Below are 21,040 nucleotides of genomic sequence, written 5' to 3'. Positions count from 1 at the left end.
CCCGTCAAACTATCCAGGGATCCCGGCAGCCGGGGTGAATGTACTTGCCCAAGTAGAGCTGGTTGCCCGTCTCGTTCCACTGCACAAAGTCGAAAATTTGGGTGAGCAGGAGCATTCCCCGCCCTGACTCTTCCGTTTCCAGGATGCCGCAGCGGCAGCGGTTTAGCTCCTCCTGGGGACGAAAGCCGGATCCCTGATCCCGCACCAGCCACTGATAAAACGGCTCGGAGCTGGCGTATTCGACGATCACCCTCTTGTTGGGATCCAGGCCATTGCCGTGGCGAACGGCATTGATGATCGCCTCTTGCAGGCCCAAACGCACCTCCGCCCTCCAGGGGGGGGGAACTTTGGCAATCAACAAATCCAGAACCGGCTGGGTATAGAGGGTGGAGGGAAAGCTGATAACGCTCCAGGAGCAGTGGGCTGGCTTGAGGGAGAGGGCAATCACAGGGGCAGTCGGGGGCACAACGCTCTTTTTCCATCCTAGCCAATCCCCGTTGGCCTCAGCCCGGTCGGGCCAGATTCCGGCAGGGATCCTTTTTGGCGTACCATCTTGAGTGGTAAAGCTCTTCGCGGTTACCCTGATCGACTATGGTGATCAAAGTTGGGGATAAGGTTAGGGTGCGCTCTATTCAGGATCGCGGACAAGAAGAGGTGAGCGCGCTGGTGGGCAAGGAGGCTGTGGTGCTGGCACGGCGGGTGGTCGATGGCAGTGGCATCGGCTACATTTTGGAATTTCCCGATCGCTCCCGGCACTGGTTTTTCGAGAGCGAGCTGGAAGTGGTCGATTCCGGCCACGCCAAGGATGAGCCGAGTTGAGCAGTCTGGCTACCGGCTAGACAGTGGATTAGTGGCAGTTGCGGTGTCGGATCCTCTCTGCGTGTAAGTTGCCGCAAGGTGGCCGCCCCAGCTCTCAGTTTCCTCAAGCCTACATTTCAGCTTCAGGTAGCCGGCCTGGGAGATGCCGTTCTCTTTTCCGATGGAGTTCTCGCCATATCAGGTTGGGAGCATCAAGCTCAGGGCCGCTGTTGTCCCGTTGCCGTTGTCTGGATAAGTGGTCGTGGCTTCTCTTCCCCATTTGAATCGTCGTTTGCTGGCCCGCCAGATGGCCGCCCAGGTGGATGGCCTGACCGTCAAAATGGCTGCCGCTGCTCTGGAGGCAATGCTAGACAGCATCAGCCAATGTCTGGCGGAAGGAGGATCGGTGCGGCTGGCGCGCTTTGGCACCTTCTCGTTGCGCTACCGCCCGGCCCGGCAAACCTATCACCCGCGCACCAAGGCCCCCATCCACATCCCCGCTGCCCAGGTGCCCCATTTCGTCCCCAGCCCGGAACTGGGGCGACCCAGGAGGGATCCCCAAGAAGAAGCGGAAGCGCTGGCATCCGTCTAGAATGGCCGTTTTGCTCTGGTTTCGCACCGATTTGCGCCTGCTAGATCACCAGCCGCTGACGCGGGCTTGCCAGCAGGGATCTCTCCTCATTCCCCTCTATTGCCTAGATCCGCGCCACTTTGGACAGACGGCCTTTGGCTTTCCCAAGACCGGCTCTTTCCGCGCCCAGTTCCTGCTGGAGAGCCTGGCCGACCTGCGGCAGCAGCTCCGGGCCCGCGGCTCTGACCTAGTCATTCGCCAAGGCCAGCCGGAGCAGGTGATCCCGGCCCTGGCGCGGGAGTGGGGGGTGGAGGCCGTCTATGCCCACGAAGAGGTGGGCACCGAGGAGGAGGCGGTTGCTGAGGCCCTGCAGCAAGCGCTGCAGCCCTTGGGGATCCGGCTCCATCTGGACTGGGGTCACACCCTCTACCACCCCGAAGATCTCCCCTTTGCCCTGGCAGACCTGCCGGAGGTGTTTACCCGCTTTCGCCAGCAGGTGGAAGCCAAGGCCGAGGTTCGCGCTCCCCTGCCCATCCCTTCCCTGCCGCCCCTGCCGCCGGGGCTAGATCCTGGCCCCCTGCCCACCCTGGCGGCGCTGGGGTTGAGCTTGCCGCCGCCGGATCCCCGCGCCCGCTTTGTCTATGCCGGCGGCAGCACCGCCGCCCAGGCCCGCCTGCAGACCTATATCTGGGATCTGGACCGGCTGCGCGTCTACAAAGAAACCCGCAACGGCATGCTGGATCCCAACGACAGCTCGCGCCTTTCTGCCTGGTTGGCGTTGGGCTGCATCTCCCCTCGCGTTGTCTACGCCGAAGTCAAGCGCTACGAGGAGGAGCGGGTGCGCAACGAATCCACCTACTGGCTGGTGTTTGAGCTGCTGTGGCGGGACTACTTTCGCTTCATCTTGGCCAAGCATGGGGCCAAGCTGTTTCGCCCCGCAGGGATCCAGGGGATCCCCATCCCTTGGCAGCAGGACGGGGATCGCTTCCAGGCTTGGTGCCGCGGCGAGACCGGCTACCCCCTGGTGGACGCCAACATGCGGGAGCTGGCAGCCACCGGCTTCATGTCCAACCGCGGGCGGCAGAATGTGGCCAGCTTCCTCACCAAAAACCTGGGGATCGACTGGCGTCTGGGGGCGGAATGGTTTGAATCGCTGCTGATTGACTACGACGTGGCCAGCAACTACGGCAACTGGAACTACACCGCCGGCGTAGGGAACGATGCCCGCGGCTTCCGCTACTTCCACATTCCCAAGCAATCCCGCGACTACGATCCCCAGGGCCACTACCTGCGCCACTGGCTGCCGGAACTGGCCGGGATCCCCGGGGACAAGATCCACGAGCCCTATCGCCTCAGCGCCGCTGAGCAAAAGCAGTTTGGCGTGCGGCTGGGGGTAGACTATCCCCGCCCCGTGGTGGATCTGGAAAAGTCCCTGCAGGCCAGTCGGCGGGCTTACGAAGCGGCCCTGGCCCGCTACCGCCGCGGCTAGGGGGATCCCCTCGAAACGGGAGTGGCGGGCTGGGGGACGACGCGGCTAAGACGCCGCAAGCCAGGCAGGCCAGCATCCACCACCACCAAGCTGCCGTCTGGCAAGGCAAGTAGAGAGCCAGGCCGCTGGAAGCGAGCTGAGACCACCGGGCCATCCTGCCAGCCCGGCTCATCCCCCCCGGCCAGGGTAGAGACCTGCCCGCTGGGCTGAAGACGGCGAATGCGGCGGTTGTCTTGGTCGGCCAGCCAGAGGACCCCCGCACTGTCGAAGGCCAGCCCTGCAAGGGTTTGAAAACGGGACTCCGCCAGAGGGCCATCGCGGTAGCCTGCTTCCGCCTGGGAGAGGGTGGTCAGGTGTCCGTTGGCAGAGAGCCGGCGCAGGCGATGCCTATCGGCAATCCAGAGGTTACCCGCCTTGTCCACTGCCAGAGCTGTCGGCTCCAGAAGCTGGGCTTGCTCTGCCGGCCCATCGGCGGATCCCGGCTGGCCGGTGCCAGCGGCCGTCGTCACTTTGCCCGTGGGAGTGATGCGGCGGATGCGGCGGTTGGCGCGATCGGCCACGTAAAGGCTGCCGTCCAGACCCAGGGCCAGGCCAAAGGGTTCGCGAAACTGCGCCTCGTCGCGCTCTCCATCTCGGTGGCCGGCTGAACAGGTGCCGGCAAAGGTGCTCACCCGCCGCTGTCGGCTGATGTAGCGCAGGCAATGGTTGCCGCTGTCGGCCACCCACAACCCCCCCTTGGGATCCCAAAGTAGCCCTTGGGGGGAGTGAAACTGGGCCTGCTCCGCCACCCCATCCCGGTGGCCGGCCTTGCCGCTGCCCGCCCACACCTCCAGTTCCCCTTCGGGGGAAAGCCGGAAAATGCGGTGCTGGGCCGGGTCGGCTAAGTAAAAGAACCCCTCGGGGTCTGCGGCAATGCCGCCGATCTGCTGCAGGGAGATCCTGGCCTCCCCCTCGTTATCGGAGCTGCTGCCCTCCGGCTTGGCTGCCGCAGCGGTGCGGCCATCGAGGAGGGTCTCCACTCGCCAGCCCGAGGCCGCTGTAGGAGTGGGAGTGGGCCACTCGTAAATCCAGGTTCCCAGTCCTTGTCCTTCAGCGTCGGCCACCGCCACCCAGACCGTGCCGGAAAGAGAGGCTGGCGGCATCACCGTCAGACTGTTGCGGCTGCGCGAGCGAATTTCCCCCCTCAGGATGCGCTCCGGATTGGCGGCTGAGGCAAAAAGAACGCTTTCCACCCGCTCCAGATTTTCCCCCGACAGCAACAACGGCTGGCCAGGCGCCGGCACCCCTGCCCCTGCGTGCAGCAGCGGCACTCCCACCTCGGAGAGCACCAGCAGGCTCAGGCGGCGACTGCTGCTGTCAGCGCTTCCAGAGCGGGCAGAAAGAGTCAGGGATCCCTTCCCTTGCGCCAAGGTGGTGGATCCCCGGTAGGCAATGGCGCTGAGCTCCGCTTCCCCGGCAGGTGGGTTGGTAAAAGTGAAGGTGGCCGGCTGCCCTAGGCGCAGGGGCGCGTTGGCGGTCTGGCGATAGCTGCCCAGGGTAATGCTGAGATCGATCCCCTCCACCCCCGGCCAGGTGGGGGTACGAGCCAGCCAGCGATCCACGTCGGAGGCAGGGAGCTGGGCCACCAGATCGGATCCTTGTTCCTGGAGGAGCAGGACGATGCGGTTGTTGGGCACCGCCAAACCCGATTGGCGGGCCTGTTCGAGTGTGAGAGCGGCGGGGGCGAGGGGAGTTGGGGTGGAAACCGGCTGCAGGGCAGAAGGGGAAACGACGCTGGGAGACAAATTAGAGGAAGAGAGCTCGCCGCAGGCCGAGAGGGCCAGCACCAGAGCACTCAGCGCCGGCAAAGATAGCGGTGCAGGGGAAGCCCGTCGTGGCATGATGCAGCTCATCCTCTCCCACAAACTGGGAAGCGGCGGGAACCCAAACCTCCATGTCGATAGCAACTCACGTAAAAGCCGGCAGAAATTGCCCCGCTACTTTTTCTGCGGACAGCCGCGCCCCACCGCCTGCTCGGCATAGGGAAACCCCTCAGCCAGCCTCGCAGGCCTTGAACCCTAACCCTATCCATGCTTAAGCCGTCTCACCCAAGGGTGAGTTGCACTCCTCACTTCTTAATATCCTTACTCAAATCCCCGTCGAAAAGCCAGATGGCAATCGGATGCTCGCCAAGCCATGTTCGTTTTTGTCCGCTCGATATCCCAGCCCCTTCGAGCAGAAGCCTCCAGCCCGGTGGAAGGCCGGGGCTAACCTATGGGTCCGGAATTGGCCACCCTCGCGGATAGATCAAATAGACGGTACCCCCGGAGTGGGCCAACCACAAAGGCTCTAGCTGGTCGCGGCGGTAGGTGCGGCGAACTTCTTCGTTGGTCTTGGCCGCCGGATCGTGGAGGATGGGATCCCCTTGGCGGTCGAACCCCACCAGCACCGCCAGATGGCCGTTGCTTTTGGGGATCGGCGCCCCCTCCAGCTCGCCCTCGCCCCAGGCATAGCTGAGGATAGCCGGCACGCCGGCCGCGATCCAGGCTTCTGCCTGGGCCAGGCTCTGCAGCCGCGCCACCACGCCGGCCAAACCCCGCTCGGCGGCATGAGCCACGTTGAAGGCCCAGTTGCCGTGGCCCTGGTAAACCCGGTCGTACACCCCGGCCGCCGCGGCGCGCACCAACGGCTCACAGGGGGGGGGATCCCGCTGCCAGTAGGCCATCACCATCGCCAAGGCAGTGGGGCTGCACCAAGCTGCTCCCCCGTCGGCATAGACCATTTGGGAACACAAGGGCAGCTCCAAGACCTGGCCCCAGCGGCTGGGATCCCCAGGGGAGAGGCGGTCGGGCTGGGCCGGCTGGTTGGAAAAGGCAACCGCCACCTGATCCACCAGGGGAGAGCGGCCCGCCTCTTGCGTGAACAGGCGCACCCTGACTTGGAAAGCCTCTGCCCCGTTGTGGGTATCCTTGAGCACCAACAAGTCCGTGTGCAGGTTGCCATCTGCGTCTTCCTGCCCGCGCACGGAGTGGCTGGCCAGGGTGGGCGGATCGGCAGCCCACACGCCGGCGTGATACCACTTCGTCCAGCGCCCCGCAAGCTTGGCCCGGATCTCCACTTCTAGCCAGGTGCCGGGAGGGGTGGTGGCATTCCAGGAGACGATTGCTTCCACCAGAGGAAAGCTGGCGGGAACTTCCGGGCTGATGGCTTCTCCCACCCAATAGCTGCCGGGGGGATGAAAAGGACGTCCGCGCAATGGCGACTGCGGCTCCTCAAGGCTGACTTCTTGCCGCCAGCTCTCTGGATCTAAGACCAATTGCCCTTGGGCGTTCAGCCGGATCCCGCGGGCTGACCAGCCCTGAAAACCTTGGGGGGCATGCCAGCGCTGCAACCTGGTGCGATAGGGGGAGTGGCGCTGGGCTTGCATTGTCAAGAGTCCTGGAGAAGTTGCAACCGGCTGGGCCAACGCGGGCAGGAGCAGCACAACGCCGCTGACCAGCCCAGACAGCCTTTGCCAGGAGTCTTTGCCTTGCGGCAGCATTGTCGGCTTGCCCCCACTAATAGTGCGACACCGCCGGATGCCCCTTAATGTACCAGCGCCAGGGAAGCTCTACCCCGCGGGTAATGCCGATGCGGGTAGTTTGGACAATGGGGAACTGTGCCTCCCAAGCAGGGGATCCCTCCAGCCAAATGCCTTCCTGGCCGACAGCCACCGGCTCCAGCCGCCAGCCGTTGTGGGATCCGTCAATGCGCAACGCCTGACAGAGCAGGCCTGGCCCCGCCGCCACCCGCGCCGGTTTCATGCGCTTGTTGGCCGGGATCCACTCCGGCAGGCAATCCAACTGGGCTGCCCGGATCAAAACCGCTGACGCGATCCCTTCCGCCTCGGTGACGATGTTGAGACAGTGGTAGAGGCCGTAGATGCGATAGACGTAGAGATGGCCGGGCGGCCCGAACATCACCTGGTTGCGGCGGGTCTTGCGGCGATAGGCGTGGCATGCCGGATCGCCGGCGGTGTAGGCTTCCGTTTCCACAATCTGCGCCCGCACCTGCAGCCCATCGGCAAATTGCCGCACCAGCACCATGCCCAGCAACGTAGGCGCCACCAGCGGCGCCGGCTTGCTTAACCACTCCCAAGCAGCCACAGCCGGCTCGGCAACTTTCATCCCCCGGCAACAGCAGGGACGATGCTCACCTCATCCCCATCCTGTAGAGGCGTGTCCGATCCCTGGAGGAAGCGAATGTCTTCGCTGTTGACATAGAGATTGACAAAGCGGCGCAATTCCCCCTTTTCATCGCACAGCCGCGCCTTGATGCCCGGATAGGTCTGCTCCAAGGCCTCCAGCAATTCCCGAACGGTGGATCCCTCGCAACTTACCACCTCCTGATCCCGGGTGAGCACCCGCAGCGTGGTGGGAATTAACACCTTGACTGCCATAAGCCAATGCTTCGTCCAGCGACCAACCTTAGAAGACTAGGGTAGCAGCACCCCGTCAATGCCGTGAATCACCCCGTTGGAAACCGGAATATCCGCCAAGTTCACATTGGCCCCGTTGACCCGGATGCTGCCATCGGCTCCCACCTGCACCCGCAGCGGCAGCCCCGCCAAGGTGGTCAGAGTGGCCGATTGGCCAGGCCGCAGGTCAAACGAGGTAATCCGCCCCGGCACCACATGATAGGTGAGGATGCGGGTGAGCTGATCCCGATTGGCCGGCTGCAACAACGTCTCCACGGTGCCCGGCGGCAGTTGCCCAAAGGCCACATCGGAAGGGGCAAAGACCGTGAACGGCCCCGGCCCTGCCAACGCCGTGTTCAGCCCCGCCGCCCGCAAAGCCGTCGCCAACGTCGAGTAGCTGCTGGGCAAAGTTTCCAGCTCAACGGCAATGGTGTTCAGCCCCTGAGGCCGAGCCGTGGGAGCCAAAGCAAGGGGGGTCAACACCGCCACTGCCACCGGCAAGCAGCGACGCGCAAAGTGACGGACAGAACGGAGGATAGGCATGGTGCAGAGCTCCTGAGCGAGTGGGTCTGTGCCAGGGATCGTAACAGTTCTTCATTAAGACGCCGTTAAGAGCCCAGGGGGATCCCTCTCGCTTCAAACCGAAGCCTCCTGCCAGTCCAGCCGCTCCAGAGTGCGGGCGCGCTCCAATGCCTGTTCAAAGCTCTCCAGCTTGGGCGAGATCACCAGCGGATGGCCCACGTGCGCCTGCACCGCCTCCTGGGTTTTCAAGCCATTGCCGGTAATATAGGCTACCGTAACCGCCTCAGGATCAAGCTGGCCCGATTCGGCCAGGCGTTTGAGCACGGCAATGGTGGTGCCGCCAGCCGTCTCGGTGAAGATGCCCTCGGTCTCGGCCAAGAGCTTGATGCCGGCCACGATCTCGGGATCCGTGGCCGTCGCGATCTGGCCGCCGGTTTTGCGGGCAATCTCCAGGGCGTAGATGCCGTCGGCAGGGTTGCCGATGGCAATAGACTTGGCGATGGTATTCGGCTTAACCGGAGTAACAAAATCCCGCCCCTCGCGAAAGGCCTGGGCAATGGGCGCACAGCCCTGGGCCTGGGCGCCGTGGAAGATAACCGGCTTCTCCGCCACCAGCCCCACCTTCACAAACTCCTGAAAACCTTTGTAAATCTTGGTGTACAGGGATCCCGACGCCAGCGGGATCACCACCTGATCCGGCAGTTGCCACCCCAGTTGCTCCGCCACCTCGTAGGCCAGGGTTTTCGAGCCTTCTGCGTAGTAGGGGCGCAGGTTGATGTTGACAAAGCCCCAGCCGTAGCGATCCGCCACCTCGGCGCAGAGGCGGTTGACCTGGTCGTAGTTGCCCTCCACAGCCATGACGGTGGGCCTGTAGATGAGGGACCCTAGTACCTTGCCTGCCTCCAGATCCGCCGGGATGAAGATAGTGCACTCCAGGCCGGCGTGGGCGGCGATGGCAGCCGTGGAGTTGGCCAAGTTGCCCGTGCTGGCGCAGGAAACGGTGGTAAAGCCCAGCTCCTTGGCGCGGGTCAGGGCCACCGACACCACCCGATCCTTAAAGCTGAGGGTGGGCATGTTGACGGCGTCGTTCTTGAGGTAGAGGTTTTTTAACCCCAGCCGCCGGCCCAGCCGCTCCGCCTTCACCAGCGGCGTCATGCCGGTGCCCACATCGATGGGCCGCTCCGAAAGGACCGGCAGGAAAGGTCGGTAGCGCCAGATGGAGAGCGGCCCGGCCTGGATGCTCTGCCGGCTGACAACGCTCTTGAGCCAGTCGTAGTCATAGACCACTTCCAGGGGGCCAAAACACAGGTCGCACACGTGCTTGGCCACCGGCTCATACTCGGCCCCACATTCCCGACAGCGCAAGCGCCTAAAGCCCACCTGGAGGGTGCGCAAGGCCGAGCTGGGCGGCAAATCGGCAGGGCTGAGCGGGCGGTGGGAAAGGGTTTGGGTCATAGGAAGCCTCAGACAGGAGAAAGGGCTGGATCTTGTTTACCCGTCGTCGAGGGCAATCTTATCACCCGCGATCGACCCCGTCAACTAAACCCGACTAAAATAGTCTGAATTAGATCCGGCTGGGGAGAGCGGGATCCTAGCCGGTTTGGGCAACCTCGGAGCGGCAGACTGGTAGAGGTCTGGCTTTCTCTTGCCGAGATTTGGGGATAGCCCTCTATCCGTCGCTAGACTGGAGAAACAAGCTGTAACAACCTAATTGGGATAGGGGATCCCGGTATTCCGCGGGGGCGATCCTATGCTCAAAGTTGGACGGGACAACGTGGACTTTCTCGACCACTACGACGTGATCGTCGTGGGTGGGGGACACGCTGGCTGTGAAGCGGCCCTGGCGGCAGCGCGGCTGGGCTGTAATACCTTGATGCTGACGTTGAACCTGGACAAGATCGCCTGGCAGCCCTGTAACCCCGCTGTGGGGGGCCCGGCCAAGTCGCAACTGGTGCACGAAATCGACGCCCTTGGCGGCGAGATGGGCAAAGTTACCGACCGCACCTATTTGCAAAAGCGGGTGCTCAACCGCTCGCGGGGGCCGGCGGTATGGGCCTTGCGGGCGCAAACCGACAAACGCGAGTACGCGCGGGTAATGCGCTCGGTGGTGGAAAACCAGCCCAATCTGAGCATCCGCGAGGGCACTGTCACCGACCTGGTGCTGGGGCGCAACGATGAGGTGGTGGGCGTGGTTACCCATTTTGGCAGCGTCTTCGGCTGTGGGGCGGTGATCCTGACCACGGGCACCTTTCTGGGAGGGCGCATCTGGATTGGCCGCCACTGGCAGCCTGCTGGCAGAGCGGGGGAATTTGCCGTCGAAGGCCTGACCGACACCCTGCGCCAACTGGGCTTTGAGACAGGTCGGCTGAAGACGGGCACCCCTGCCCGTGTGGATCGCCGCAGCGTCGATTTTTCCGTGATGGAGCGGCAGCCAGGGGATCCCGACCTGCGCTGGTTTAGCTTTGACCCGGAGGTGTGGGTGCCGCGGGAGCAGATGGACTGCTATCTCACCCGCACCACGCCGGAGACCCACCGCATCATCCGCGAAAACCTCCACGAGACGCCGGTCTACGGCGGCTGGGTGGAGGCCAAGGGGCCCCGCTACTGCCCCAGCATCGAAGACAAGATCGTCCGCTTTGCCGACAAGGAAAGCCATCAAATTTTTATTGAGCCAGAGGGGCGGGATCTGCCGGAGCTCTACATCCAGGGGTTCTCGACGGGGATGCCAGAAAAGATCCAGATCCAGATGCTGCGCTCCCTGCCCGGCCTGGAGCGGTGCGTCATGCTGCGGCCTGCCTACGCCGTGGAATACGACTATCTGCCGGCCACCCAGCTCTACCCCACCCTGATGACCAAGAAGGTGCAGGGGCTGTTCTGTGCCGGCCAAATTAACGGCACCACCGGCTACGAAGAGGCAGCAGCCCAGGGTCTGATCGCCGGGATCAACGCCGCCCGCCTGGTGCAGGGGAAGCCGCTGGTAACCCTGCCGCGGGAGTCCAGCTACATCGGCACCCTCATCGACGACCTTTGTACCAAAGAGCTGCGGGAGCCCTACCGCATGCTCACCAGCCGCTCCGAATACCGCCTTATCCTACGCGCCGACAACGCCGACCAACGCCTCACCCCCCTGGGGCGGGAATGGGGCCTCATCGACGACCGCCGCTGGGCCCTCTTCCAGGCCAAGCAGGCCCGCATTGCCGCCGAGATCGAGCGCCTAGAAACCCAGCGGGTCAAGGCCCACGACCCCGCCGGGATCCACCTCAGCCAACTGACCGGCCAGGGGATCAAAGGATCCGCCACCTTGGCCGAGCTCCTGCGCCGCAACCCGATCCACTACGCCGACCTGCTAGAGCTGGGGTTGGGAAATGAGGAGCTGGATCCCTTTGAGCAGGAGGCAGCAGAAATTGCTGTCAAATACAGCGGCTACATCCAGCGGCAACAGAGCCAAATCGAGCAGGTGAGCAAGCAGTACCACCGCCCCCTGCCCCCCGATCTGGACTACCACTCCATCCCCACCCTCTCCAAAGAGTCGCGGGAGAAACTGGCGGCAGTCCGGCCTCTGACCGTGGGCCAGGCGGCCCGCATTGGCGGCGTCAACCCCGCCGACATCAATGCCCTGCTCATCTACCTAGAGGTGAGACAACGTCAGAAGACGGCTGCTGCAGCTCCCGTCGGGGCCTGACCGCAGCCGCCGCTCCCCTGGCCGTAGAGGGCAGGGATCTCTTCCAGGGTCAGGCGCGAGGCCACCCCCAGCTCCAGGGGCGAGGTCTCTCCCCGCAGCCAGTGGCAAAGGCCAGCTGCCCCAATCATGGCGGCGTTGTCGGTACAGAGGTTTGGGGGCGGGATCACCACCCGCAGGCCCTTTTGGCGGCCCGCTTCCAGCAGGCGAGCGCGCAGCTCCCGGTTGGCGGCCACCCCCCCTGTAACCAGCAGCGTCGAGAGGCCCAGCGCCTCGGCACAGGCCACGGCTTTTTCTGTGAGCACGCGGGTGAGGCAGGCCTGGAAGCTGGCGGCAATATCGGCCACAGGCAGCTCCTGGCCTTCCTGCTGCAACTGTTGGACCAGGCGCAGCACCGCTGTCTTCAGGCCGCTGAAGCTGGTGTCGTAGGGGTGATCCAGTTTGCCCTCGGGCAAAGGGAAGCGATCGGGATCCCCTTGTTGCGCCCAGCGGTCGATCTGGGGCCCGCCCGGATAGCCCAGCCCCAACAGCCGCGCCACCTTGTCAAAGGCTTCGCCGGCGGCGTCGTCGCGGGTGCGGCCCATCGTCTGGTACTCCCCGTAGTCCTTCATCCAGATCAGGCTGGTGTGGCCTCCTGAAACCAAAAGGCCCAGGCAGGGGGGACGCAAGTCGGCTGCTGCCAAAAAGCCGCTGAACAGGTGGCCCTCCAGGTGGTGCACCCCGATCAAAGGTTTGTTGTAGAGCAGCGCCAAGGTCTTGGCCGCCATCAGCCCCACCAGTAAGGATCCCACCAGGCCCGGCGCACAGGTGACGGCAACAGCATCCACCTCGGCCATGCCCAGCCCAGCCTGCTGCAGGGCGGACTCCAGCACAAAGGGCAGAGTTTCCACATGGCGGCGGGCAGCCACCTCCGGCACCACGCCCCCGTAGGCTGCATGGAGGTCGATCTGGCTAGCCACCACAGAGCTGAGCTGCCGTGGGGCAAAGGTCGGCCAGGCCGCATCTGCCTCCACCACAGCCACAGCTGTTTCATCACAACTGGTTTCAATGGCGAGGAGGCGGGGCATAGAGGAAAGGCGGGAGTTTCCTTAAGAATTGTGTGAGCTAAAACTCGCAATCCGTTGGAGCGAGGTACTCGGGAGTATGATACTAACCGTTTAGTGCCCGTTGCTGCACTTAGCATTCCTGCACATTTAACAGACCTAGACCCCTAGCTTAAGGACACATCCTGCTATGCGAACCCTTTTGAGTCTCCTTTTAGCCCTTTGCCTGGCGCTTGGCCTCGCCCAGGCTGTGCAGGCAGAGCCCTTGATCGGTCTGAAGCCTTGCAGCGAAGTTCCCGCTTTTCAGGCCCTGATGAACGAACGGCTGAGCAGCCTCGAAGAGAAGATCCTCAATGCCAGCCCTAACCTGGCTCCTCTCTACCAGCAAAAGTTGGCCCAAACCGAGAAGCGCTTTGAGCGCTACAGCAAGCTGCTCTGTGGCGAAGAAGGCTTGCCCCACCTGGTTACCGATGGCCGCTGGAGCCATGCAGGCGAGTTTCTCATCCCTGGCCTGCTTTTCCTCTACATCGCCGGCTGGCTGGGCTGGGCTGGGCGCTCCTATCTGATTGCTGTCCGGAATAGCGACGAGCCGGAGATGAAAGAAAGCATCATCGACGTCCCCTTGGCGCTGCGCTGTTTCCTCACGGCTTTGGCCTGGCCTGCCGCTGCTTTCAAGGAAATTGCCAGCGGCGAAATTCAGGAGCCGGAAGAGGCCGTGCCCATCTCTCCTCGCTGAAGAAGGGGCTTCTCCTCGGCTTTTGGCTCAGCTTCACCCATCCAACTTGAGAGGTATGTATGTCTGATTTCACCAAGTTTCTCACCACGGCTCCAGTGGCCTTTATCTTGTTTTCCAGCTTCGTTTTTGCGCTGTTCATCGAGATCAACCGCTTCTTCCCCGACATTTTGACGTTCTGAACTCGCAAGCCAGGGATCCCCAGCCGCGCCAGCAACACCCACAGGGATCCCTGGTCTTTTAAGCCAGACTTTTTGGAATTTGAGGTTTTTCTAACCCTTTTTGCACTGGAACCAGAGTTGCCGACATGGTTGAACCCACTGCCGATACCGTTTCTCCTAATAGGGGATATATCGCCGTCCCGGAAGGGGATCCGCAGATTGGCGATTTCTGGACGCCGATCAACCACGCGCCTGTTGTCCGTCTGTTGATAGACTGGTTGCCCATCAACCGGCCGGGATTGAGCTCCATTTGGCGGGGTTTGGAAATTGGCATGGCCCACGGCTATTGGTTGGTGGGGCCTTTTGCCAAGCTGGGGCCGCTGCGCAGCGAGCCCATCGGCCTGCTGAGCGGTTTCCTGGGAGCCTGTGGCCTGATCTTAATCATGACGGCAGCTCTCTCTCTCTACGGCACCGTCTCCCCGCAGCGCAACGACGGGCCGGTGCAGGGATCCCAATCTTGGAGCGAACTGGCCGCCGGCTTTTTGGTAGGGGGCATGGGCGGGGCAATCGTCGCCTACCTGCTTCTGCTCAATGGAGATCTGTTGTTTCCCAATTTTGGTTAAGCGGCTTCCCCTCTCCATCCATCCCCTTGTCTTGGACGGCCTTGCGAGTCTCTCCATCCTCTGCTGAGCGGCGGCTTGGCCAGATGGGCTCTGCTTTCCAGCTTTTCGCGTTGATGCCGGCCCGCTTGCCCACAGCTTCCCTGGATTTTGCTCTCCAGCTTCTTGACGGGGTTTCAGCTGGCTTTTCAAGGCTTGCAGCGTCTTTGTGATCCAATAACCTGAGCAGGCGAGGGAAAAGTTCAGGGCAGCAGTGAGACTGGCAGAAGGCAGGAAGCTTGCCCTAGCATAGACTGAGCCAGCCAGTGGAGTCTCGAATTTGCTATGAACCGACGGCAGCGGTTCTAGGCATTTTTCCAAATAGCCAAATAGTTTTTGTAAGCTGTCGTGAGCGATCTCCTGTCCGATCCCACTTCTGCAAGCTTCTCTTTGGCTGAGATCGGTCGCCTGTCGCCTGCAGCCCTGGCCTACCTGGGAGATGCCATTTACGAACTGCACGTGCGACGGCAGCAGTTGTTTCCTCCCACTCGGCCAGAGCTTTACCATCGGCAGGTGGTAAGGCGGGTACGCGGATCTGCTCAGGCCAGATTGTTGTTGGCGCTTTTGCCCTATCTCAGCCCTGAAGAGCGGGAGATCGTCCGCTGGGGCCGCAACGGCTGCGGTCGTCCACCCCGCCACTTGCCCTTGGCCGACTACCAGAATGCCAGTGGCCTGGAAACCATCTTGGGCTACCTTTACCTCACCGATCCCGAGCGGCTACGCCACATTCTCGCTCTCACCGATGTTTTGGCCAAGACGATAGGCGAGGGGGAAGGTTAAGATCGGCTTTTACTCTGCACCGTTCTCTGCCCATGCCCAAGCCTTCCCAATGCAAACCTCCCTTACGGCTGTCTCGCCGGAGCAAGCTGCAGCGGCAAGGGGCGGGGCAACCCTTCAACAAGCCCAAGCAGACCAAACGGCGCGAGGGGGGCTCCCCGCTCCATCTCCAGCCGGCGGCGCAAGAGCCGCCCGTAAAGCCGCTTCGTCGCAAGGCTGAGCAGGAGCGCCCCCAGCCAAATCCCAGCCCTCCCGTTGCCAGTCCAGAAGACGGGGAGCTGCAGGTTAACCGGGATCCCGAAGCCGAACCTGAACAAGAGATCATCTACGGTCGCCAAACCGTGTTGGCTGCGCTGAGAAGCCAGGCCACCCTTAACCGAGTGTGGGTGCTGCCGCGGTTGCGCTACAGCCCCCAATTTTGGTCTTTGTTGGAAGAAGCCAAAGCACGGGGTACCGTCATCGATGAGGTGTCTCTCCAGCGGCTAAACCTTCTCACCGCTGGAGCCAACCACCAGGGGATCGCCGCCCAGGCCACCCCTTACCGCTATGTGGATCTGGAAGAGCTGGTGGAACAGAGCCGCCAGTCCGGCCCCCATCCGGTGCTGGTGGTGCTGGACGGGATCCAGGATCCCCACAACCTGGGGGCTATTGCCCGCAGCGTGGAGGCGTTTGGCATGCAGGGGATGGTGATCCCACAGCGGCGGGCGGCAGGCGTCACTGCGACGGTGATGAAGGTGGCAGCGGGGGCCCTCTCTACTTTGCCGGTGGCGCGGGTGGTGAACTTAAATCGCGCCCTGGAATATCTTAAAGGGCAGGGGTTTTGGGTCTATGGCACCACTAGCCAGGGGGCTGCCCCTATCTACAGCGCCGACTTTCGCCGACCTATTGCCTTGGTGGTGGGATCCGAAGGGGAAGGCATCAGCTTGCTCACCCAGCGCCACTGCGACCAACTGCTGTCGATCCCCTTGGCGGGCCGCACGGAAAGTTTGAATGCTTCGGTGGCGGCGGGCATCGCCCTCTACGAGATCCACCGGCAGCGCTCCCCCCACCGAGGTCGAAACATTTCTCAACAAATCCTCAACGAAGGCAGTAGAATCTAGGTGATTGCAAAAGATCCTGAGTCATCGTTTGTGCTTAATAGGGGGGATGGATCCCGTGGGCAACCCTTTGGTCTGGCTGTTGGATAGGCTGCGGGGCCTAGCAGTCTGGGTTGAGATCACCACCGACGACTGCACCTATTACTACGGCCCCTTCGCCAGCGAGAAAGAAGCAGAGGCGCATAAAGGTCGCTACATCGCCGACCTGAAGGCGGAGGGAGCTGAGAAGATCGAGGCTCAGATAAAGAAAATGCGCCAGCCGCAGTCGCTGACGGTGGTCCGCACTCCTTCGCGGGTTCGTTCCTGATGACGGCTATGGTTTACCAGGTAACCGTTCATCACCGGGGCCAAACCTACCGGTTTACCGCGGCGGCAGATCAGACAGTTTTACAGGCGGCTCTCGAACACGGCCTAGAGCTGCCCTCTTCCTGCCAGGCGGGAGTCTGTACCACCTGTGCAGGGAGGCTGAAGTCGGGATCCGTGGCCCAGCCTGACGCCATGGGGATCGGGCCGGAACTCAAGGCTCAGGGCTTTGTGCTGCTGTGTGTAGCCTATCCTACTTCCGATCTAGAGGTGGAGACGGACCAAGAGGAGGAGGTCTATCGTCTCCAGTTTGGCTCCTAGCCCTGCTTGGATATCCACCCCCGTTGAGGGCAATTCTGTGCGGGTTACTCAAAGGAGTTCTAACGGCCTGTGAAGCTGCACTTTCTCCGCCTTTCCCTGCCCCTAAGCCTGCCGGTTTCTGCTGCTCGACTGGAGGGATCCCTTACCGAGCAGGTGGCCCAGGAGCTAGGACAGCCAGCTCAGCTTCTGCGCTGGAGCCTGACGGCGGTGGAGGGGGATAGGGCTTGGGTGGAGGTAGTAGCTACTACCGACGATGGCCATTCCGATTGAAGACAGCCCACCCCTCTCCTTAGGAAGAGGGGAGTTGGGGATAGCGCCCGCGCCGCCGGCGCGTTCGCAACTGCGTTGCCTATCGGGTCTGAAAGAGTTTTCCCAAGACCTCAGAGGCTAGCGGGAATCATTTCGTTGCTACGCTGAAGGACAGAAATGGCTAGCGGTACCCTCGGCAGTTTTTGTCCTTTGGCCAATGTCTGTCCCCACATCTGAACCAATGTCGGCTCCAATGTTGGCCGAGCAGCATCCCCCTGTTGCCCTCACCATTGCCGGATCCGATAGCGGCGGCGGAGCGGGCATTCAAGCGGATCTGCGCACCTTTGCCTTCCAGCGCGTCCACGGCACTTCCGCCCTCACCTGCGTAACTGCCCAAAACACCCTCGGGGTCAACCGCGTGGATGCGCTGCCGCCGGAGGCGGTGGCCGCCCAGATTGAGGCGGTGGTGCAGGATATCGGGGTGCAAGGGATCAAAACCGGCATGTTGCTCAATGTCGAGATCGTGCGGGAGGTGGCCCGCCAAGTGGAGCGGTGGGCCCTGCAGCCGCTGGTGGTGGATCCGGTGATGGTCTCCCGCACCGGGGCCAAGCTGCTGGCAGAAGACGCCATCCAGGCCATCCGCGAGCGGCTGATCCCGCTGGCCCAGGTCGTTACCCCCAACCGCTACGAGGCCCAGATTTTGGCAGGGATGGAGCTGCAGTCATTGGCGGATATGGAGGAGGCGGGCCGCCGCATCTACGCCCTGGGCTGTAAGGCGGTTTTGGTCAAGGGGGGAGGTATGCCAGGGGAACTGCAGGGGGTGGATGTGTGGTTTGACGGCGAGCGGCTGGAGATCCTCAAAAGCGAGCGCATCCCCACCCGCCACACCCACGGCACCGGCTGTACCCTCTCGGCAGCCATTGCGGCGCAACTGGCTTGGGGCAAGGATCCCTTGGCGGCGACGCTAGCAGCCAAGGCCTATGTTACCGAAGCCCTGCGGCATCCTCTGGCCATCGGCGCAGGACAAGGGCCGGTGGGGCACTTCTACCCGCTTCTCCAGTCTTAGTCCCCTTCTTCGCAGCCGGCAGCCGCTCAGGCTGCCGGGGGAGGTTGAACGGCCCCGCTGGCTAGAGCAGTTCCCGCACGTCCACCACTTTGCCGCTCACGGCCGCCGCCGCCACCATGGCCGGGCTCATGAGCAGGGTGCGCCCACTGGGGGATCCCTGGCGACCCTTAAAGTTGCGGTTGGAAGAAGAGGCGCTAATCTGCCGGCCTACGAGGCGGTCTGGGTTCATGGCCAAACACATGGAGCAGCCGGGATCCCGCCACTCAAACCCTGCCGCCTCAAAGATCTCGCGCAGGCCCTCGCGTTCCGCCTCCTGCTTGACCCGCTCCGAGCCGGGCACGACAAACGCCTTCACTCCAGGCGCTACTCGCCGTCCTTTGGCAATCTTGGCCGCCTCCCGCAAATCGCTCAAGCGGCCGTTGGTGCAACTGCCAATGAAGCAGACATCCACTGGCGTGCCCACGATGGGATCCCCCGGCCGCAAGCCCATGTAGGCATAGGCTTCCTTGGCCAGCTCCCGCTCGCTTTCCGGCAGCTCTTCCGGTGCCGGGATCCGCTCGTCCACCCCAATGCTCTGACCAGGGGTGATTCCCCAGGTTACGGTGGGGGCGATCTCTGCGGCCTGAAACACCACCACGTCGTCGTAGACGGCGTCGGGGCCGCTGGCCAGGCTTTGCCACCAGGCCACTGCCTCCTCCCAGTCGGATCCCTGAGGAGCAAACTCCCGTCCCTTTAGATACTCAAAGGTTACCGCGTCGGGATTGACGTAGCCGCAGCGGGCTCCTCCTTCGATGGACATGTTGCAGAGGGTCATGCGTTCTTCCATGCTCATCGCCTCGACAGTGCTGCCGCCGTACTCGTAGGCGTAGCCCACCCCGCCTTTGACCCCCAGCTTGCGGATGATGTGGAGGATCACATCCTTGGCGTAAACCCCCGGCCCCAACCTGCCGTGCACCTCGATGCGGCGCACTTTGAGCTTGGACAAGGCCAGAGTTTGGGTGGCCAGCACGTCCCGCACCTGGCTGGTGCCGATGCCGAAGGCAATGGCCCCAAAGGCCCCATGGGTAGACGTGTGGCTATCGCCGCAGGCAATGGTCATCCCCGGCTGCGTCAGCCCCTGCTCCGGCGCAATCACATGCACGATCCCCTGCTGGCCGGAGCCGCTGTTGTAGAAGCGGATGCCATATTGGCGACAGTTGCGCTCCAGCTCCTGGATCATCTCCTCTGCCAAGGGATCCGCAAAAGGTCGCGCCCGGTTGTCGGTGGGGATAATGTGATCTACCGTAGCCACCGTCCGCTCCGGAAAGAGAACCGGCAGATGGCGCTCCCGCAGCATGGCAAAAGCCTGGGGGCTGGTGACCTCGTGGATGAGGTGCAGGCCGATGAACAACTGCGTCTGCCCCGAGGGCAAAACCCGCACCGTATGGGCGTCCCAGACTTTGTCGAACAACGTCCTCTCGCTCATCTTCCTCTCCGGCCTGCGGCCAAGCCAGTTTTGAGCTGCTTTCCGTAGAGCTTCAATGTCCTACTTGTTACCAAAGCTTGTCAAGTCAGAGGTCGGGGCGGGCAAAGCACCTTTCCCAAGGCCGGGCTAGCCCAGTTGAGCTGACCGGCCCTAGGGGAGACGGAGGGCCTGGGGATCCGGCTCCAGCAGAATACCGGTGGGAGCAAACTGGGTTACCCAGAAATCCACCTCTGGAAAGTGGTGGCACAGACTGTCACGGGCTTGGGCGGCCCTCTCCAGGCTGGCCATGATCCCAAACACCGTCGGCCCTGAGCCCGACATCAGGGATCCCAGCGCTCCTGCCTCGAGCAAGGCCTGGCGCAATTTTCCCACGATAGCGTGCTCGGCCAAAACTGGTTGCTCCAGATCGTTGCGCAAACTGCGGGCCAAGCCCAGCAGATCCCGACGCTCCAGAGCAGCCAGCACCTGAGGCAAGGTGGGCCGGGAGGGCGCGCCAGAAGGCGAGGCAGCGGCGTGGCGAGCCCGAAAGGCCTGATAGGCCCAGGCGGTGGAAACCCCTAGATGCCGGGGCTTGGCCAACAGCAGCGGGATCCCTTCCCAGTCGGCCAGCGGCTGTAAAACTTCTCCCCGTCCCGTAGCCAACTGCGTCCCCCCCTGCACACAAAAGGGAATATCGGATCCCAAACGGGCCGCCAAGCTCTGCAGTTCTCCTACCGTCAGGCCCAGGCCCCAAAGCTGGTTCAGACCCACCAAAACTGCCGCCGCATCCGCTGAGCCGCCCGCCAAGCCCGCTGCTACTGGGATCTGTTTTTCCAGCTGGATCTCCACTCCCAGCTCAGCCCGACATTCCCTTTGCAGCAGCTCAGCCGCGCGGTAGGCCAGGTTGCGGGCATCTGCCGGCACTTCCGGGTGATCGCAAATCAAGAGGATCCCGTGGGGACGGCGCTGGAGATGCACGCGATCCGCCAAAGTGATGCTCTGTAGGATCATGGCCACCTCGGAATAGCCATCGGGGCGGGAGCCGAGGATTTCTAGGTAGAGATTGATCTTGGCGCGGGCAATCAGGGTACAGGCTTGCATGGGGAAAGGAGCGAGGTTGACAGCAACTCCCCTCAGCCTGTCCAAACCAAGGGGAAACCAGACCTTGCTGGGGAGGCCTTCCAGCCTGATTCTAAGGCAAGGGATCCCTGGGCGGAGGAAACAGCATGGGATTGGCTATGGCCATCGGGCCGGCCACCGTTTGCTGCAAAAGCGCCCGCAAAGCGGGATCCGCTGCCCAGCCCAAGGGCGAAGCTGGAGGCGAGCCCAGGGCACCCCGGAACGGAAGCTAGGTTTACTTCACCAAAACCCGAGACCGCTGCCGTCCTGGTTGCAGAAGGGATCCCAGAGCCGATCCAGAACTGATAGAGCATGACTCTAGTCAATGATATGCTGGACTATACTGAAAATAATGTACAATATGTTCAGTATGGCTGCTTGGTATGGCTAGGTATGTAAAACCGAGAGAAGCGGCGGATTATTTTGGGGTGTGTCTCCACACCTTGAGGCGATGGGAACAGAAAGGCTGGATCAAAGCAATACGTACTCCATCTGGTAGGGCAAGAAGGTATGACCTCGACAGCTACAGCCTGTTAAGGGCTCAAGGGGTACAATAGCAGCACTTAGCAAACCA

The 21,040-nt window shown here is 62.7% G+C and carries 23 protein-coding genes and 1 pseudogene; 14 read left to right on the top strand and 10 right to left on the bottom strand.

Annotated elements, in window-relative coordinates:
* Positions 1–4: 4 nt before the first annotated feature.
* Entirely contained in the window at positions 5–466 is a 462-nt protein-coding gene (locus NW855_RS11220) for an ATP-binding protein (protein ID WP_276307391.1), read from the bottom strand.
* 125 nt (positions 467–591) lie between these two features.
* Here NW855_RS11220 and NW855_RS11215 point away from each other — a divergent pair, with 125 nt between their 5' ends.
* The 3 genes from NW855_RS11215 to NW855_RS11205 all read left to right on the top strand — a co-directional run bounded on the left by NW855_RS11215 (position 592) and on the right by NW855_RS11205 (position 2,858).
* A complete protein-coding gene (locus NW855_RS11215) occupies positions 592–819 on the top strand; it encodes a cytochrome b6f subunit family protein (protein ID WP_240527287.1) in 228 nt (75 codons plus the stop codon).
* Between the two features lie 241 nt (positions 820–1,060).
* Entirely contained in the window at positions 1,061–1,390 is a 330-nt protein-coding gene (locus NW855_RS11210; protein WP_240527754.1) for an HU family DNA-binding protein, read from the top strand.
* 1 nt (position 1,391) lies between these two features.
* Positions 1,392–2,858 carry a DASH family cryptochrome gene (locus NW855_RS11205; RefSeq protein WP_414402030.1) on the top strand — a complete coding sequence of 489 codons (1,467 nt, stop codon included), beginning with the start codon at positions 1,392–1,394 and terminating at the stop codon, positions 2,856–2,858.
* Here NW855_RS11205 and NW855_RS11200 read toward each other — a convergent pair.
* From NW855_RS11200 to thrC, 6 genes are all read right to left on the bottom strand, one after another.
* Complete coding sequence (locus NW855_RS11200; protein ID WP_414508756.1) at positions 2,855–4,738, bottom strand: hypothetical protein; 1,884 nt, start codon at positions 4,736–4,738, stop codon at positions 2,855–2,857. The genes NW855_RS11205 and NW855_RS11200 overlap by 4 nt on opposite strands.
* A 371-nt stretch (positions 4,739–5,109) precedes the next feature.
* Positions 5,110–6,378, bottom strand: a complete 1,269-nt coding sequence (locus tag NW855_RS11195; protein WP_011429212.1) for a peptidase C39 family protein — start codon at positions 6,376–6,378, stop codon at positions 5,110–5,112.
* 16 nt (positions 6,379–6,394) lie between these two features.
* Entirely contained in the window at positions 6,395–7,003 is a 609-nt protein-coding gene (locus NW855_RS11190) for a DNA-3-methyladenine glycosylase (protein ID WP_414508755.1), read from the bottom strand.
* A complete protein-coding gene (locus tag NW855_RS11185; protein ID WP_011429210.1) occupies positions 7,000–7,275 on the bottom strand; it encodes a ubiquitin-like small modifier protein 1 in 276 nt (91 codons plus the stop codon). Before NW855_RS11185 ends, NW855_RS11190 begins: the two co-directional genes overlap by 4 nt.
* Before the next feature lie 36 nt (positions 7,276–7,311).
* The gene (locus tag NW855_RS11180; RefSeq protein ID WP_099812536.1) at positions 7,312–7,836 is read right to left on the bottom strand and encodes a fasciclin domain-containing protein; all 525 of its coding nucleotides are present in this window, start codon (positions 7,834–7,836) and stop codon (positions 7,312–7,314) included.
* A 93-nt stretch (positions 7,837–7,929) separates the two neighbouring features.
* Positions 7,930–9,270, bottom strand: coding sequence for a threonine synthase (thrC, locus tag NW855_RS11175; protein ID WP_414402593.1), 1,341 nt, complete (start codon positions 9,268–9,270; stop codon positions 7,930–7,932).
* Positions 9,271–9,565: 295 nt separating this feature from the next.
* Between thrC and mnmG the strand changes: the two genes are divergently transcribed.
* On the top strand, positions 9,566–11,497 hold the full coding sequence (gene mnmG / locus NW855_RS11170) for a tRNA uridine-5-carboxymethylaminomethyl(34) synthesis enzyme MnmG (RefSeq protein WP_414401911.1): 1,932 nt from the start codon (positions 9,566–9,568) through the stop codon (positions 11,495–11,497).
* Here the strand turns inward: mnmG and tsaD are convergent.
* Complete coding sequence (gene tsaD / locus NW855_RS11165; protein ID WP_099834686.1) at positions 11,461–12,561, bottom strand: tRNA (adenosine(37)-N6)-threonylcarbamoyltransferase complex transferase subunit TsaD; 1,101 nt, start codon at positions 12,559–12,561, stop codon at positions 11,461–11,463. The two genes, mnmG and tsaD, sit on opposite strands and share 37 nt — an antisense overlap.
* 166 nt (positions 12,562–12,727) lie before the next feature.
* Here tsaD and NW855_RS11160 point away from each other — a divergent pair, with 166 nt between their 5' ends.
* The 9 genes from NW855_RS11160 (at position 12,728) to thiD (ending at position 17,903) form a co-directional block, all read left to right on the top strand.
* Positions 12,728–13,273, top strand: a complete 546-nt coding sequence (locus tag NW855_RS11160; protein WP_011429205.1) for a photosystem I reaction center subunit III — start codon at positions 12,728–12,730, stop codon at positions 13,271–13,273.
* Between the two features lie 59 nt (positions 13,274–13,332).
* Positions 13,333–13,452: a photosystem I reaction center subunit IX gene (locus NW855_RS11155; protein ID WP_011429204.1), complete on the top strand. Its 120-nt coding sequence runs from the start codon at positions 13,333–13,335 to the stop codon at positions 13,450–13,452.
* A 125-nt stretch (positions 13,453–13,577) separates the two neighbouring features.
* The gene (locus NW855_RS11150) at positions 13,578–14,054 is read left to right on the top strand and encodes a photosystem I reaction center protein subunit XI (RefSeq protein ID WP_011429203.1); all 477 of its coding nucleotides are present in this window, start codon (positions 13,578–13,580) and stop codon (positions 14,052–14,054) included.
* A gap of 384 nt (positions 14,055–14,438) precedes the next feature.
* Positions 14,439–14,870: a ribonuclease III domain-containing protein gene (locus NW855_RS11145; protein WP_011429202.1), complete on the top strand. Its 432-nt coding sequence runs from the start codon at positions 14,439–14,441 to the stop codon at positions 14,868–14,870.
* Between the two features lie 32 nt (positions 14,871–14,902).
* Complete coding sequence (gene rlmB / locus NW855_RS11140) at positions 14,903–15,967, top strand: 23S rRNA (guanosine(2251)-2'-O)-methyltransferase RlmB (protein WP_011429201.1); 1,065 nt, start codon at positions 14,903–14,905, stop codon at positions 15,965–15,967.
* Positions 15,968–16,013: 46 nt separating this feature from the next.
* Complete coding sequence (locus NW855_RS11135; RefSeq protein ID WP_414508754.1) at positions 16,014–16,271, top strand: DUF1816 domain-containing protein; 258 nt, start codon at positions 16,014–16,016, stop codon at positions 16,269–16,271.
* Positions 16,271–16,588, top strand: a complete 318-nt coding sequence (locus NW855_RS11130) for a 2Fe-2S iron-sulfur cluster-binding protein (RefSeq protein WP_168173317.1) — start codon at positions 16,271–16,273, stop codon at positions 16,586–16,588. The genes NW855_RS11135 and NW855_RS11130 overlap by 1 nt, the downstream gene beginning before the upstream one ends.
* 69 nt (positions 16,589–16,657) lie before the next feature.
* Entirely contained in the window at positions 16,658–16,858 is a 201-nt protein-coding gene (locus tag NW855_RS11125; protein WP_011429198.1) for a hypothetical protein, read from the top strand.
* 220 nt (positions 16,859–17,078) lie between these two features.
* Entirely contained in the window at positions 17,079–17,903 is an 825-nt protein-coding gene (thiD, locus tag NW855_RS11120) for a bifunctional hydroxymethylpyrimidine kinase/phosphomethylpyrimidine kinase (RefSeq protein WP_228375400.1), read from the top strand.
* A gap of 61 nt (positions 17,904–17,964) precedes the next feature.
* Here the strand turns inward: thiD and leuC are convergent, their stop codons facing one another.
* Entirely contained in the window at positions 17,965–19,368 is a 1,404-nt protein-coding gene (gene leuC / locus NW855_RS11115; RefSeq protein WP_414508753.1) for a 3-isopropylmalate dehydratase large subunit, read from the bottom strand.
* A gap of 150 nt (positions 19,369–19,518) precedes the next feature.
* Complete coding sequence (gene ispE / locus NW855_RS11110; protein WP_099812544.1) at positions 19,519–20,448, bottom strand: 4-(cytidine 5'-diphospho)-2-C-methyl-D-erythritol kinase; 930 nt, start codon at positions 20,446–20,448, stop codon at positions 19,519–19,521.
* Positions 20,449–20,849: 401 nt separating this feature from the next.
* On the opposite strand from ispE, the pseudogene NW855_RS11105 reads away from it, so the two are divergent.
* Positions 20,850–21,005, top strand: a pseudogene (locus tag NW855_RS11105) (MerR family transcriptional regulator); the annotation flags it as partial.
* Between the last annotated feature and the right edge of the window lie 35 nt (positions 21,006–21,040).

The organism is Synechococcus sp. RC10B2 (genome assembly GCF_047502635.1).
Note: the sequence above shows the minus strand (reverse complement) of the source record. Positions and strands in the feature narration are given on the sequence as shown.